The 14,990-nt window shown below is 50.2% G+C and carries 15 protein-coding genes; 13 read left to right on the forward strand and 2 right to left on the reverse strand.

The features are described 5' to 3' along the window. The first annotated feature begins 23 nt into the window (after positions 1-23). Entirely contained in the window at positions 24-1,022 is a 999-nt protein-coding gene (locus tag IPM09_01470; protein QQS22195.1) for a transketolase family protein, read from the forward strand. Between the two features lie 106 nt (positions 1,023-1,128). Next, the gene (locus IPM09_01475) at positions 1,129-1,416 is read left to right on the forward strand and encodes a hypothetical protein (protein ID QQS22196.1); all 288 of its coding nucleotides are present in this window, start codon (positions 1,129-1,131) and stop codon (positions 1,414-1,416) included. Positions 1,417-1,579: 163 nt separating this feature from the next. On the opposite strand, the gene IPM09_01480 is transcribed toward IPM09_01475, so the two are convergent. Continuing rightward, positions 1,580-1,741: a hypothetical protein gene (locus tag IPM09_01480; GenBank protein ID QQS22197.1), complete on the reverse strand. Its 162-nt coding sequence runs from the start codon at positions 1,739-1,741 to the stop codon at positions 1,580-1,582. A gap of 162 nt (positions 1,742-1,903) precedes the next feature. Here IPM09_01480 and IPM09_01485 point away from each other — a divergent pair, with 162 nt between their 5' ends. The 7 genes from IPM09_01485 (at position 1,904) to IPM09_01515 (ending at position 9,501) form a co-directional block, all read left to right on the forward strand. Beyond that, entirely contained in the window at positions 1,904-2,815 is a 912-nt protein-coding gene (locus IPM09_01485; GenBank protein ID QQS22198.1) for a class II fructose-bisphosphate aldolase, read from the forward strand. A 1-nt stretch (position 2,816) separates the two neighbouring features. Further along, positions 2,817-3,806, forward strand: a complete 990-nt coding sequence (locus tag IPM09_01490; GenBank protein QQS22199.1) for a carbohydrate kinase family protein — start codon at positions 2,817-2,819, stop codon at positions 3,804-3,806. Then, a complete protein-coding gene (locus IPM09_01495; protein ID QQS22200.1) occupies positions 3,799-5,295 on the forward strand; it encodes a carbohydrate kinase family protein in 1,497 nt (498 codons plus the stop codon). Before IPM09_01490 ends, IPM09_01495 begins: the two co-directional genes overlap by 8 nt. Continuing rightward, positions 5,295-5,918, forward strand: coding sequence for a hypothetical protein (locus IPM09_01500; protein QQS22201.1), 624 nt, complete (start codon positions 5,295-5,297; stop codon positions 5,916-5,918). The genes IPM09_01495 and IPM09_01500 overlap by 1 nt, the downstream gene beginning before the upstream one ends. Before the next feature lie 14 nt (positions 5,919-5,932). Continuing rightward, positions 5,933-7,903, forward strand: a complete 1,971-nt coding sequence (uvrB, locus tag IPM09_01505; GenBank protein ID QQS22202.1) for an excinuclease ABC subunit UvrB — start codon at positions 5,933-5,935, stop codon at positions 7,901-7,903. Then, on the forward strand, positions 7,900-8,727 hold the full coding sequence (locus IPM09_01510; protein QQS22203.1) for a hypothetical protein: 828 nt from the start codon (positions 7,900-7,902) through the stop codon (positions 8,725-8,727). Before uvrB ends, IPM09_01510 begins: the two co-directional genes overlap by 4 nt. Before the next feature lie 99 nt (positions 8,728-8,826). Continuing rightward, the gene (locus tag IPM09_01515; protein QQS22204.1) at positions 8,827-9,501 is read left to right on the forward strand and encodes a hypothetical protein; all 675 of its coding nucleotides are present in this window, start codon (positions 8,827-8,829) and stop codon (positions 9,499-9,501) included. 49 nt (positions 9,502-9,550) lie between these two features. On the opposite strand, the gene IPM09_01520 is transcribed toward IPM09_01515, so the two are convergent. Continuing rightward, a complete protein-coding gene (locus IPM09_01520) occupies positions 9,551-11,317 on the reverse strand; it encodes an alpha amylase C-terminal domain-containing protein (protein ID QQS22205.1) in 1,767 nt (588 codons plus the stop codon). Positions 11,318-11,421: 104 nt separating this feature from the next. On the opposite strand from IPM09_01520, the gene gatC reads away from it, so the two are divergent. Genes gatC through gatB form a run of 4 tightly spaced genes read left to right on the forward strand, consistent with a single transcriptional unit; the run spans position 11,422 to position 14,987 of the window. Then, the gene (gene gatC, locus IPM09_01525; GenBank protein QQS22206.1) at positions 11,422-11,715 is read left to right on the forward strand and encodes an Asp-tRNA(Asn)/Glu-tRNA(Gln) amidotransferase subunit GatC; all 294 of its coding nucleotides are present in this window, start codon (positions 11,422-11,424) and stop codon (positions 11,713-11,715) included. Next, entirely contained in the window at positions 11,712-13,118 is a 1,407-nt protein-coding gene (gatA, locus tag IPM09_01530; GenBank protein ID QQS22207.1) for an Asp-tRNA(Asn)/Glu-tRNA(Gln) amidotransferase subunit GatA, read from the forward strand. The genes gatC and gatA overlap by 4 nt, the downstream gene beginning before the upstream one ends. Next, complete coding sequence (locus IPM09_01535) at positions 13,111-13,533, forward strand: hypothetical protein (GenBank protein ID QQS22208.1); 423 nt, start codon at positions 13,111-13,113, stop codon at positions 13,531-13,533. The genes gatA and IPM09_01535 overlap by 8 nt, the downstream gene beginning before the upstream one ends. Further along, complete coding sequence (gene gatB, locus IPM09_01540) at positions 13,530-14,987, forward strand: Asp-tRNA(Asn)/Glu-tRNA(Gln) amidotransferase subunit GatB (GenBank protein QQS22209.1); 1,458 nt, start codon at positions 13,530-13,532, stop codon at positions 14,985-14,987. Before IPM09_01535 ends, gatB begins: the two co-directional genes overlap by 4 nt. Positions 14,988-14,990: the final 3 nt, after the last annotated feature.

A 14,990-nucleotide genomic window follows, 5' to 3' on the forward strand; every position in this document is an offset into this window, starting at 1 on the left:
AGTGACCCAGCAAAGGTACGGGCGTGAGTAGCTACAAACTAAACAGTAATATATATTTGGACACGCCGGATGCCGAGCCGACTCGTGCAGGGTTTGGTCGTGGCCTCAAAGCGGCAGGCGAGGCCAACCCCAACGTGGTGGGGCTGTGTGCCGACCTTGTAGAAAGTGTGCAGATGCATCTATTCGCTGAAGCATTCCCAGATCGCTATATCGAAGTTGGGATTGCCGAGCAAAATTTACCGATCATCGCGAGCGGCTTGGCGCGAGCGGGTAAAATTCCATTTGCGGCGAGCTACGCAGCGTTTAGCCCAGGCCGTAACTGGGAGCAGATTAAAACCACAACAGCGCTCAACGAGCAACCAGTTAAAATGGTTGGTGCTCATGCGGGCCTAACGGTTGGCCCTGATGGCGCTACTCACCAAATGCTGGAAGATATTGCCCTTATGCGGGTCATGCCGGGCATGGTAGTGGTGTCTCCGGGTGACAGCATCGAGGCCGAAAAAGCCACGCTGGCGATTGCCGAGCACCCGAGTGCTTGCTACCTGCGCATTGCCCGCGAGAAAACACCGATCTTTAGTACGACAGAGTCACCATTTGAAATCGGCAAAGCCTATGTGCTGCGTGAAGGCAACGATGTTACGCTGCTGTCGACCGGCATCGAAACGCCGTATGCACTGCGGGCAGCCGATAAACTTGTTGCCAGTGGTGTGTCAGTTGAAGTAGTGCATGTACCGACTATCAAGCCGCTTGACGAGGCAACAATTCTTGCTTCAGTCAAAAAAACCGGCCGGGCAGTATCGTGCGAGGATGCGCAGGCTGCCGGTGGGTTTGGCGGCGCTATCGCTGAGCTTTTATCTGAAAAATTACCCACTCCACTATTGAGGCTGGGTATGCAAGATCGCTACGGCGAGTCAGGCGCGCCACTTGAAGTGCTGGCGCACTTTGGCCTAACTGATGATGGGATTGCTGCCAGCGTGAAGCAGTTTGTTGCCGTCACGCCAAAGTACCACCAGGGATTTTGATTTGAGATCTATTGATTAATTTTTACAACTATGATATAATATTACTGTTCATACTGCGCTAAACCAACTCTTAGGAAGTAGGGTCAAGATGGACTTCGATCTTAGCGTGTACATTCCAGCGGGCGCCGTCCAGGGAGCCCTGGGCTCAGCTGTCATCGCCTTTACGGCGGTGGTTGGTATCGCCCTTATCGCCGCGCTTGTCGGGGGTATGATGAGCCTCGGCGGCAACAGCGGTGACTTTGGGAAAGCCTTGAATAAGGGGCTGATGTACATCGTGTTGCCGGCGACCGTGATCGGTGGTTTCATCGGTTGGCTGGGTGCACCATGGTATGTCGGCGTGCTCGCCAATATGTGCTTCTATTGGTTGCTTTTCAAGTTTGGCAACCGAAAGTAGCGCCAGCGCTAGCGCACAACTTCGCCGCAGAAAACTCAGTTTTCTGCGGCTGCTTTTTTGGAAATGATAGTTCTAACTAAATGAAATGAAACAGCCCACCGAAGCGGCCTTGGGTTGTAAGAGCTTGAACTCTCACAACGAGCCGTTTCGATGGGCATAGGTATCATCTGCGCTTGTTCGGGCGATGCGTCCAGGTGAGAGCGAACACGGTGACGATGATCCACAGTATGTGGCTGGCGTCGCCCGTCTTGAAGAACTGGACAACAAACCAGGCTGCCAGGATGAGCAGCGCGACGTCGAGGGCTGCCGAGATGGACCTGCGCACAGGATGCCTTCTTTCTGAGGTGCACTTTCGCACCTTCTTTTGTGGGTGTGATCGAAAGACATTTTAATTATAGCATACTTATATATAAATGTCAATAGTTACCACTATTATGACCGATGATATACTAGATAGTAGATAACCATAACAACTTTTAGGGGGTACATGGGGCTAACTATTACTGAGATTCGTGACCGTACACTTCGTGCCAGGCATTTGATGCAGCGGAGTCGGCAGCAGGGCTTTGCGGTGGGTGCATTTAACATCGACAACCAAGAAACGCTGATTGCCGTCTGTCGAGCAGCGCAAAAGCTTAATGCACCAGTGATGGTCGAAGTGAGCGATGGCGAAGTAAAAGCACTTGGTCTCGAAAACATTCGCGATATGGTCGACAATTACCGTGACGAATACGGGGTGGAGATATATATTAACCTTGACCATAGCCCAACGGTTGAGGCGTGCAAGCAAGCGATCGATGTTGGGTTTGAATTTATTCATATTGACATCAGCCAGGCAAATCACGATGCTACTGAAGAAGAAATAATCGCTAAAACCAAAGAGGTGGTGGAGTACGCCCGTTTTACAGGTGCGCTCGTTGAGAGTGAGCCACACTATTTTGGCGGCAGTAGCAACGTACATCACGAAGACATCAACTACGATGAGATTAAAAAAACGTTTAGTACACCTGAAAGTGCCAAAGCATTTTGCGACGCGACGGGTGTCGATACGTTTGCCGCAGCGATCGGCAACTTGCACGGTAAGTATGACGTACCGAAAGAACTTGATATTGAGCTACTGCAGCGTATCCGCGAAAGCATCGGTTGCCAGATTAGCCTGCACGGTGGCAGCGGCACGCCACTCCACTACTTCGAGGAAGCGGCTAAAGTGGGCGTGAGTAAAATCAACATCAATAGCGATATGCGCTATGCATTCCGTACGGTGCTCGAGCAGTCGCTTCAGCAGCACCCCGATGAATTTGCAGTGGTGAAACTAATGGACGACGTAAAAGACGCTGTGCAAGCGGTGGTCGAAGAAAAGATCACAGCATTTGGCAGTGCCGGCAAGGCAGTTCGCTAGCATGGTGAAGATTTTGAGTATTGGCAAGGGCACGCAAGACGTGTTCCTCAAAAGTGACGAATTTGACCCGCACAAAGAAGGCAGGCATATGTATACTCACTTGCCACTCGGTCTTAAAATGGAGGTCGAAGACGTGCATTTTTGTACAGGTGGCAATGCGACCAATGTTGCAGTGACTTTTGCGCGGCAGGGGCTGGAGAGTGGGTACCTGTGGGGGCTGGGTGACGACCCGGCGAGCGCGTCGATACTACGCGAGCTGGACGAAGAGGGAGTCAATACCTCGCATGTGGTACAAAAGCCTGAATATCAGTCGGGCTATTCGGTGATTATGATTGCGACAAATGGCGAACGAACTATACTCAACCATCGTGGCAAAGCATTCGGTCGCACCGGACGACACAACTTTGACCTAGCTGTAATCGGCTCGTATGACTGGATATATCCAACAAGTCTTGGTGACGGTGGTTTGCCACTGCTTCACGAAATTGTCTCGACAGCCGCTCGGCACAAGGTAAAGGTGATGCTCAACCCAGCTGGGCCGGAATTGGCTGATCCTGCAAGATTAAAAACAATCCTTGAAGATGTCGAGGTACTTTGCTGCAACAAAGAAGAAATGAGTTTGCTCGTTGCAGGCGCTACTTGTGAAGAACTGGCACTTCACGCGTTAAGCTACGTGCCAGTAGCCATCGTGAGTGATGGCCCTAATGGCGTGGTTGCGACCGATGGCAAAACCATCGTACGTGCTGGTATGTATGAAGACGTGCCGGTAGTGGATCGCACCGGTGCGGGTGACGCGTTTGCCAGTGGATTTTTGAGTCAGTGGAGCCAAGGTAAAAGTCTCAAGCAGTCGATTATATTTGCCAGCGCCAATAGCACGAGTGTTGTCACAAAGATTGGCGCGAAGGCTGGTATACTACCCAAAAGTGTACGGCTACATGAGATGCCAATTCATGAACGTCCCGTTAATTTACGCGAGGCGCCCCATGTCTAAATATCTCCAACAGCTACTTGGTGCCGATGAGCCGATGTTCAGTACGACGCTCAGGCAGCTAGAAAAAATGACTGGGCATAAGGCGACAGACGTGGCTTATATCGCTGATATGACAGCACGAGCCCACCAGGTGATGCGCCGTATGGGACTCGATGTTGCCGACACCACCGAACACGAACTCTACCGTGCGCTCGCTGCCCATGCCCATAACCAGACCCTGTTCATAGCAACCGATGACGTGGGGATCATCATCCACGGTCAGGCTGTATCGTTTAATTACGAAGACGTGCAGGAAAACATTCATCGCCCATTTGCTGAACGCATGACTGAGCACATGAAGTGCCAAATCAAATACGGCCTGACTTCGCGCTATGTGGCCGCCGATGGTGATGATGAAGTAGCAATTGAAGAACTTATTGCTCAAGCAGGGCTTAGTGTGTGTGACATGAGCGACTATCACGAACATAAGCAGACAAATGTAAAGCAAAAGACTCGGCCGCCGCGGCTGCTATTTATTGGTGACATTTTTACCGACGCGTTTATCAAACTCAGCCCGAAAGTCGCTCGCGTCGATAAAGACGACCAGGGTCGATCATGGATTAGTATTCCATTCGGTGGCCGTCCGCCCTATGAGGAAGTGGAGATCGTCCAATCGGTTGGCCCAGCTCCCAATGCAGCCGTTTCTTGTGCGCGACTTGGACTTGATGTGAGTTTGATGAGTTGGCTTGGTGACGACAAGCCTGGCGGTGATTCGCTCGCATACCTTTCCAAACAACAGGTTAACACGCAGCTCGTATCACAGAAAAAGCAGGCAAAATCAAACTACTACTATGTACTGCGGCTTGGCGCAGAGCGTACGATTTTGACGAAAGATGAAGACTATAGCTATGTATGGCAAGAGCCGCATATGGTGCCAGATTGGATCTACCTGGCCAGTATTAGTGGTGAATCGTGGGGGTTGCATGAAGCCCTCGACAACTACCTAGGGCAGCACCCAGACATAAAATTTGTCATTCAGCCGGGTACGTTTCATTTTGAATGGGGCGTCAAGAAGATGGCGCAGCTTTACCGACATGCCTATATGGTGATCCTTAACCGCGAGGAGGCCGTTATGCTCACAGGCAAAAGTCATGAGTCGATACCAGAACTAGCAGCTGCGTTGCATGAACTTGGTCCGCTCTATGTGGTGATTACTGATGGCCCTTCTGGTTCGTACGCGTCTTTTGATGGAAAGCTCCTAAAAATGCCTAACTATCCAGACCCGGCGCCGCCGTATGATCGCACTGGTGCTGGCGATGCTTTTGCGAGTACGGTGGTCGCAGCGATGGCACTAGGAGAAGGTTTTGAAACGGCCCTTACGTGGGCGCCTATCAACAGTATGAGTGTTGTCCAAAAACTCGGGGCTCAAGCGGGATTACTTTCCAAAGCGACAATCGAGGAGTATATCAAAAAAGCACCGAAATGGTATAAGTTAGAGGAGATTAAATAATGAGATATCAGATTTGCGTATCTGGTGCGGCTGCTGGTGAAACTGTTGATGATTCGCACAGCCAAGCATTTGCACTTGGTGTCGAAATTGCTAGGGCTGGCAAAACTCTGCTAACCGGTGCAACCGTGGGTTTGCCTCACTATGCGGCTATGGGTTTTAAGAGTATTAAAAATCCAAGAGGTAGTTCTATTGGCTTTAGCCCGGCGAGTTCGTTTCGCGAGCACGTAAGCACTTATCGTCTCCCTACGATTGAATTTGACTACATTAACTTTACCGGCATGGAATATGTGGGGCGTGACGTGCACTTGGTACGTAGTAGTGATGCAGTCATTACAGTTGGGGGTCGGATGGGTAGTTTGCACGAAATGGCGACCGCACTTGAGAGTCGTAAGGTATGTGGCGTATTGCTTGGAAGCGGTGGTTTGGCTGATTATGCTGCGACGTTACTGAAGCATGTTGAAGCTCCCGGAGGCAAAGATGTCATATTTGATACAGATCCAAAAAAGCTAGTTGCTAAGGTTGTTGAGGCACTTGATAAGAAATATGCAGATTTCCATGATTCATCAGCCGAAGTTGCATCGCGTGATCAGCTGGTCAATAAAAAGACGGTACGAAGAGGGTAGCGTATAATAAAAAGGTGAATCAATTTCGCCTTTATTCCAAGTACCAGCCTACTGGCGATCAGCCCACAGCGATTGCTCAGCTTGTTGAAGGTCTCGCGAATGGCGAACATGAGCAGACGCTACTTGGTGTGACGGGCAGCGGAAAAACATTCACAATGGCAAATATTATTGCAAATCGCAATGTTCCGACGCTGATACTTGCCCATAACAAAACACTCGCTGCACAATTGTTCGGTGAATTTAAATCATTTTTTCCAGACAACGAAGTCCACTATTTTGTCAGCTATTTTGATTACTACCAGCCCGAAGCCTACATTGCCAGCAGTGATACCTACATTGAAAAAGACTCGGCGATCAACGAAGAAATTGACCGATTGCGTCATGCTGCGACCAGTGCCTTGCTAACGCGAAGAGACGTTATTATTGTGGCCAGCGTCAGCTGCATCTATGGTATTGGTTCACCCGATGATTATGCCGACATGTCGATAACAGTTCGTCGCGGTGAACGCCGTGTTCGGGACAAATTTATTCGCCAGCTTACAGACATTCAATATCATCGTAATGACATCGATTTCGCTCGTGGTACGTTTAGGGTACGCGGCGATGTTGTTGACGTATTTCCGGCTGGTCGTGACACGGCGTATCGACTTGAGTTTTACGGCGATGATATTGATCGTATTACAACTATCGACCCGCTAACTGGCGAAATTCTTGACGAGCCTGAAGAGTGTAAAATCTTTCCGAGTAGTCACTATGTGACGCCGCGCGACAAAGTAGCACGAGCAATTGAAGGAATTCGTAAAGAATTCGAAGAACGAATGGCGTGGTTTGAGCAGCACGACAAGCTGCTGGAGGCGCAGCGGCTTGCACAGCGCACGAAATTTGACCTTGAGATGCTCGAAGAGACAGGTTTTGTGAAAGGAATTGAGAACTACAGTCGCTACCTGACTAACCGTGAACCTGGTGAACAGCCAGCAACACTCCTTGATTATTTCCCGGATGATTTTTTGTTATTTGTTGATGAAAGCCACGTCACACTGCCGCAAGTTCGTGGCATGTACAATGGTGATCGCGCGCGCAAGGAAGTACTGGTTGACTACGGGTTTCGGCTGCCAAGTGCACTTGATAATCGTCCGCTAAGGTTTGATGAGTTTGAAAAACACGTGAATCAAGTGGTTTATGTGTCGGCCACACCGAGTGATTACGAGCTGCAGCATAGCCCGCCTCCTGCACAGCAAATTATCCGTCCAACTGGTTTGCTTGACCCGGCGATTACTGTCAAGCCGATTCATGGTCAAATCGATGATCTGATTGCGGAGATTAGAGATCGAACAGCCAAACACCAGCGTGTACTCGTGACCACACTCACCAAGCGCATGGCGGAAGACCTTAGCGCCCACCTTATCGATCTGGGCATGAAAACAGCCTATATTCATAGCGACATCGATACGCTCGAACGTGGTGACATCCTACGCGATCTACGTATGGGTACCTACGACGTACTCGTCGGTATTAATCTATTACGCGAAGGGCTCGACCTTCCGGAAGTCAGCCTAGTGGCGATTTTAGACGCTGATAAAGAAGGATTTTTGCGGAGCGAAGGCGCGCTCATACAGACGATCGGCCGTGCGGCCAGGCATGTTGAGGGTGGTGTAATTATGTATGCTGACCAGGTAACGGGCAGTATGCAGCGTGCAATTGACGAAACCAACCGTCGTCGAAGTATACAGCAAGCCTACAATGAATCGCACGGTATTACGCCGCGCGGCGTCGACAAAGCAATCGATGAAGGCTTGCGATCAATTATCCCTCAAAAAGAAGACGTGAAAGAAAAATTAAATCTCAACAAGATACCGAAGGATGAGTATGCGGCGCTCGTGAAAGACCTAAAGGGGCAAATGGACTTGGCAAGTGCCAATCTCGAATTCGAGCGTGCTGCCGAACTTCGCGATTTGATCGCTGAAATAAAGGTAAAAATGAAATGAACCATCTTTCCGTGGTGACGTGGAATGCAGAAGGAATGTTTGTAGATGGCACAAAAACGAAACGAGCAAACCCTCATGATGCGCTACGTGTCATTCGGGAGCTCGATGCTGATATCATTGTTATCCCCGAATTTGGCAATCTCGCGGGATTACGTGATGAAATTCGTACGACCATCCAATCACTAGGCTATCAGATCGCTTCTTCGATGTATCATGATGCCAGAGTGCCGGACCTCGGTTTTGTTATCTTGAGCAGGCTACCGATTATTGCCGAACACACCCACTCACTTGCGGTGACGGGGCGAACATTCCTTGAACTTGTGTGCAAAGACCCGCAGAACAACCATCTAAGGATAATCGGCGTGCACCTCGATGATCGCGGCGAGGCAATCCGCATGAAGCAGGTAGGTGGTGTTGTGAGCGTTATCAACCAAGATAACACCATCCCGACGCTCCTCGTCGGCGATATGAATGCGATGCATGAAACATCGCAGTTTGCCGCATTTGTGCGATCGAAGCTGGCTCGGAGTATTGTCAGGCGAGTTAAGCACGAGCAAATTGCTCGGGTTGCATCGGCCGTTCAGGATATGGCGATGGGAACAACGATTGCCTATTTATTGAAAGAAACAACACTGCATGATCTCGACACAAAGAACAGGCGGACGATCAGCGGTAAACAGCGTGGTCTTGAGTGGATTCCAGCAGTGCGTCTTGCTAAAATTGACTGGATATTTGGATCAAAACAGTTTCGTACGCTCAGCTACCGCATCATGCGTGATGTTGGGTCAGACCACCGGCCAGTACTTGCAAAAATACAATATTGACACAGTATTGCATAAAATAAAATTCTCTTGTATCATATGCAATAATCCCACATTGTCTATGTGGATAGCACCTACTATGCGAGAGGATGGTGATGGCATGTGTCAGCCGAAGAGCTCGCGCAGCTGGAAGCAGATGTAAAGGCTGCCGAGTGGCGCATGCTTGATGCGCGCTGGCGTGTTAGGAGAGCCCGAGATGGTATCAGTGAATTACGTGTGCGGCTGAGGGAGCTGAATACAGAAGAGCAAGAGCTCCAGGCTTTGCACAATCAGCTGGATAACCACAGGTTGTCGGCGCATCGATCACGTCGCTGGAGCAAAGCTGCTCAGAAAAAGCGACGTCGTGATGCGATTGGCGACAAAAAGGCCATCGTTCGCAACGAGCGTCGTACTATAGAAGCACATATTGAGCGCATCAATGCGCAGGCCGAGGGTCTGAAGCAAGAACTTCACCTGGCTCATTTGGAGCGCACCCATGCCCAGAGACGGCACTTGTGGCTCAGGGCACTTGCAGGTGTCGAAGATGCCGACGGAAGAGCCGCTAAGCTTTTATATATGCGAACTGCCAAGCTAGGAGCACTCGCGCCCGAAGCGGTGTGGGTGTATACAGTTGGCGGCCCGCAGAATGTCACCGAAGTTCACTTGTTCTACGGTGGCGGTATATCACCGCTTGGCCCCACCCCGTCACCAGACGGAGCCGGCCACGGACATCATATTCTCCGACGAAATAAGGACGGTAAACTCTCCCTCGACTACAAACGGTTACCAAGCCGATAGGTAGGCTGGCCCCATGCCCTCGTGTTAATAACACGGAGGGGGTGGGGCTTTATTCTTGAGAAAATATATAGACACAGTAGCCAGGAATGGGCAGTGTCACATTACCTACGTCGTCGGTCACAACTGTTTCAATGTGCTCGCCTTCGAAATCGGCACTATAGCCCGTCCATGAACTATTGAAGCGCACATTCCACACGCCATTTTTGGGTAAATGCAGCGTGTAAGAATCAAAACCATCACGATTAAAATTCGCAATCACTATCGTGTCGTCACCACTCCCTCCGGTGCTCCATCGGTGATAGCCAATAATATTGTTGTGTTCGTCGCGGTGGAATAGTGATACAGACCCGCCCAGGAGCCCAGAGCTCGTGCCCGTAAGGTCCCGTCGCAAGTGTATGAGGTCTCGATGGGCAGCAACGATGCCGCTGAATTTTTCGGTCTTTTGCCAGTCAAGCATTTGCCAATCATTGAATGCGCCTTCCTGCATAAATTCTTGGCCTTGTAGCAGCATAGGAATGCCAGGTGAGGTAAGGGTGATGGCGCTGGCGAGCAATAGGCGCTTCCGCGCGAGCACACTGCCTGGGTGCTTGGGAGTGATTGCTGCCGTGATCCTGGTTGAACCATTGGCGGCTGTATCGTGCGAGTCACTAAAAATAATCTTTTCGAAAGCATTGCCGTTGTAGTAGTGGTAAAGTTCATGCGTAAAGTCGACAGGCTCGCCAGTACCAAGGCCGATGAGTTGCCGTATGGCATGGGGAAACACAATGCCCCATTGGGCGTCAAAGCCGCAGCCGTCGTACTCGCGCGGCTTGGTGAGGTATTCATTGGTTGAGACATCTTCGGCAATCATAATAGCACCAGGACGAACTTTATGGGCGATGGAAGTGATTTCTTGCATTAGGCTCCAGGCGTCGCCGATATCATGCGGTGGGTCATCGTTGTAGCCTTTGGTATTGCGCATATACGCCGTGCTATCGAGCCGTAGTCCATCAACACGGAACTCACTGAACCACATAACAACATTGTCGAGCAGGAACTGCCGAACTTCTGCACGGCCGTAGTCCGGCCTGGCGCCCCATGGCGTATCGCCGCGCTCATCATTATAAAAATATATACCGCCGCGGTCATTTTCGTACCAGCCATCATAGCGCCATAGGTCGCTACTCATAAAATGGTTATAGACAACATCGATAATCACACCGATACCGCGCTGGTGACAAGCTTTCACAAATTCCATTAGCCCGTGCCGGCCGCCATATGCTGTCTCAATCGAAAAGATATCGCTGGTATTGTATCCCCAGCCATTACTAAATGTCATGCTCGTGACGGGCATAAGTTCCACCATATTAATGCCGAGATCGCGTAAATAATCGAGCTTTTCAATAGCATCATAGAACGTACCCTGGGTTGCTTCATCTTTACGATTAAATGTTCCTATGTGAAGTTCATAAAGAACCTGTTGCTCTTTTGGCACGGGCATAAACACATCATCACCCCACTCAAAGTCGGTTGCGGCAATTACCGACACGCCATTTTCTGACGACGTGAGCATGCGTCCGCGCGGGTCATTGCGCTGCAGTAGTTCGTGCCCGGTGTCAATCAGGAATTTGTAATTCTGGCCAGCCTCTGCGGTTTTAACGAATACCGACCAATAGCCGTCATTTTCGTTCAACATATCATGCACGTTACTGCCGTCGTACACGCCCAAAAACGGCACCATCAGCTTGACATTTGTCGCAAACGGCGCCCAAACGCGAAATTCAGCTCCATCGGCGTGAAGCGTCACTCCCAGCTTTTTCTTAACCTGATGGCTCATCTGGCTTCTATTATGAAGCATGAGCAGTATTACGCAAGTCCCGCTTGATAAGGTTGTATGGAGCACTGTATTTCTGTACTGAAATAAGCTATAATATTTAGTTAATGAGCACGATTACTAGCGACGATGTGCGCCACTTGGCGCAGCTCTCAAACTTGCAGCTTAGTGACGAAGAAGTTGCGGACTTGCAGGTCGATCTTGGCAATATTTTGAACTACATTAACCAACTGAGTCAGCTCGACACAACAGGGGTTGAACCGACCTACCAGGTGACTGGGCTTGAAAATGTATGGCGTGAAGACAAAGTCGCCCAAGGTAACGTGCCACGCGAGCAGTTACTTGCACTCGCTCCTGACCAGCAAGATGGCAGTGTGAAAGTTCCGCAGGTGCTTTCATGAGCATCGCCGCTATCGTACAGCGTGTTAAAGCCGGCCAATCATCGGCTCGGGCTGAAGTTGAAGCGGCGTTGGCACGCGCGAAAGAAAATAGTGATTACCATGCGCTACTCGCGCTTACCGAAAAACGCGCCCTTGAACGAGCCGATGAAATTGATGCAGCACTACAGGCTGGCAAACATGCGGGCAAACTCGCTGGCGTACCATTTGTCGTCAAAGACAACTACTTAGCCTTCGGCGCGCCAACAACTGCAGCCAGCAAAATCCTCGAAAACTTTATGAGTCCCGTGCAGGCAACTGTTGTTGAAAAGCTAGAGGCTGAAGGGGCGATTTGTATTGGCAAATCTAATCTTGATGCTTTCGCTCACGGCGGCAGCACTGAAAATTCCGCGTATGGTGTCACAAAAAATGCAGTCGACATGAGTAAAGTGGCTGGTGGTAGTAGCGGCGGTTCGGCAGTTGTAACAGCGCTCAATATTGTACCGTTTGCACTTGGCAGCGATACGGGGGGCAGTATTCGACAGCCAGCTAGTTTTAATGGAATATATGGCATGAAGCCAACCTATGGTATGAGCAGCCGCTACGGTGTGGTGGCGATGGCGAGCAGTACGGACGTTATGGGATGCTTTACGACATGTGCCGAAGATGCTGCATTGGTGCTGAGTATCATGGCGGGACGTGACGACAAAGATATGACGACGCTGCCTGACTATTTTTTACCAATAACTAATGTACCATCCCGACTAAAAATTGGCGTTGTGAAAGAAACCATGGGCGACGATGTCGACGAAGAAGTCCGACAAGTTACCACAGACTATATTAGTCGTCTCAAAGCAGCTGGTCACGAAGTCGAAGAAGTCAGTATGCCGCTCGCTCCTATGGCGCTCGCTATGTATTACATCATCGTGCCGGCTGAAGTGTGCAGTAACTTGGCGCGCTACGACGGCGTGCGCTACGGTCGACGTGCAGAAGGCGTAAAAACACTTGCCGAATTGTATGGGCGCTCACGCGACGAAGGCTTTGTTACCGAGAACAAGCGCCGCATTATGATCGGAAGTTACGTGCTCAGTAGCGGCTACTTCGATGCCTATTACTTGCAGGCGCAAAAAGCCCGCACACTGCTCATCGAGTCGTTCAATGAACTATTTAAAACATATGATTTTCTTATTACGCCTACAGCGCCTACACCAGCTTTTGGTATTGGCGAAAATACCAGTGACCCGATAAAAATGTACCTTTCCGACGTGATGACAGTACCAGCCAGCCTAGCTGGCATCCCGGCTCTGAGCGTTCCGGCTGGAGTTAGTAAAGACGGGCTTCCGATCGGCGTACAACTAATCGCACCCATGAAAGCCGACGCCGCACTTCTGGCACTAGCCGCTAGCATGGAGGAAATTCATGGATAATACCGCACTATTATTGCTCCTTGCTGCCGTACTGCTGGTTGCTGTTATTGGGGTTGTAGTACTAGTGTTTTCGGCAAAAAATGGGCCGAAACTTCAGGTGGCGAAATATCAGACGAAATGGCTCGCAATTGAAAATAGTATTGACCGCGAAACGCCAGCGACACATCAATTGGCAATACTCCAAGCCGATAAGCTACTCGACCAAGCACTTCGTGAGCGCCGTTTCAAGGGCACGACGATGGGCGAGCGCATGAAGTCGGCTAATAGTGTATGGAAGAATGCAAACCATGTGTGGAACGCCCACAAAATCCGCAATCAACTAGCTCATGAACCAGATGCTCACGTGACCTACGACATAACACTCCGTGCGCTCAGTGCCTATAAACAAGCGCTGAAGGATATGGGGGCAATATGACCGACGACGTACTAGCAACGTACGAAATGACCATTGGCATAGAATGCCATGTTCAGCTTGCGACCGCATCGAAACTATTTAGTCCTGCCGATAATGACGCACGTGATAAAGAACCAAATACCTGTGTCCACCCAATTGATTATGGGCTTCCCGGTATGTTGCCTATCCTCAACCGAGGAGCTATCGATCTTGCCATCAAAGCTGGCAAAGCCATGAATGCCGAAATTGCGCGGGTAAGTCGTTTTGACCGCAAGCACTATTTTTACCCCGATCTACCAAACGGCTATCAGATTACCCAAATGTATCAACCGACTATTTTGGCAGGGTTTGTTGATGCTCCGCTCGAAGATTGCGGTAGCGTCCATGTGCGGATTCACCATGCACACATCGAAGCCGATGCTGGTAAGCTGAGTCACTATAATGGCTATAGCTTAGTTGACCTTAATCGAGCCGGTACGCCACTGATTGAGATTGTGAGCGAGCCCGACATGCACACAGCCGCCGAAGCCAAAGCCTATGCGACGGAGCTGTACCGCCTCATGACATATGCGGGTGTGACACACGGTGATTTATACCATGGCAATATGCGTTTTGACGTCAATATTAGCGTGGCACCAAAAGGTAGTCGTGAGCTTGGCAAGCGTGCCGAAGTAAAAAATCTCAACAGTTTCCGTAGCGTCGAGCGCGCTGCAGAATACGAATTTCGCCGCCAGGTTGAGCTACTCGAAAAGGGTGAGCGTGTCGTACAAGAAACGCGTGGCTGGAATGATGCCAGGCAGATCACGACAAGTCAGCGCAGCAAGGAAGATGCCCAGGATTATCGCTATATGCCCGACGCTGATATCCCTCCGATTGTACTGACAGATGAGGAAATAGCACGTATTCAGGCTTATATTCCCACGTTGCCCCCCGTGTACCGTGACAAATGGGCTAGCCTTGAAGTCGATAAATCAGTCGTTACTTCGCTGCTAGCCAATCAAAACTACGCTCGCATTGTCACAGAAATACAAGAAAAAGCCGGCGACGCTGTCGCCAGACGCGTGGCGCACTGGTTCGCTAGTGCGCTCGGACAAATTGACGCAGAAGACGCGACACCTGTCGACGTAAGTTCTCCCTATGTGTCCGTCGACGATCTGATCGAGCTTGCAACAATGACAGACGACGATCAATTGAGCAGCACAGCTGCACGTGAAGTATTTACAGAACTGTTGACAGGTGCCGAAAACCCACGAGCGATTGCTGAAGCCAAAAACCTGCTACAGGTGAGCGACGAAAATGCTGTCGCGGCGATTGTCGATGAGGTGCTGCAAGACCCATCTTCGACCGCAAGTATCGCCGATATTAAAGCTGGTAAAGACAAAGCTATCGGCTATCTCGTAGGACAAGTGATGAAGAAATCACAGGGTAAGGCCAATCCGGCCCTGGCGCAAAAGCTAATTCGGGACAAAATATAGGAG

The organism is Candidatus Saccharibacteria bacterium, assembly GCA_016700015.1.
Lineage (GTDB): Bacteria > Patescibacteriota > Saccharimonadia > Saccharimonadales > Saccharimonadaceae > Saccharimonas.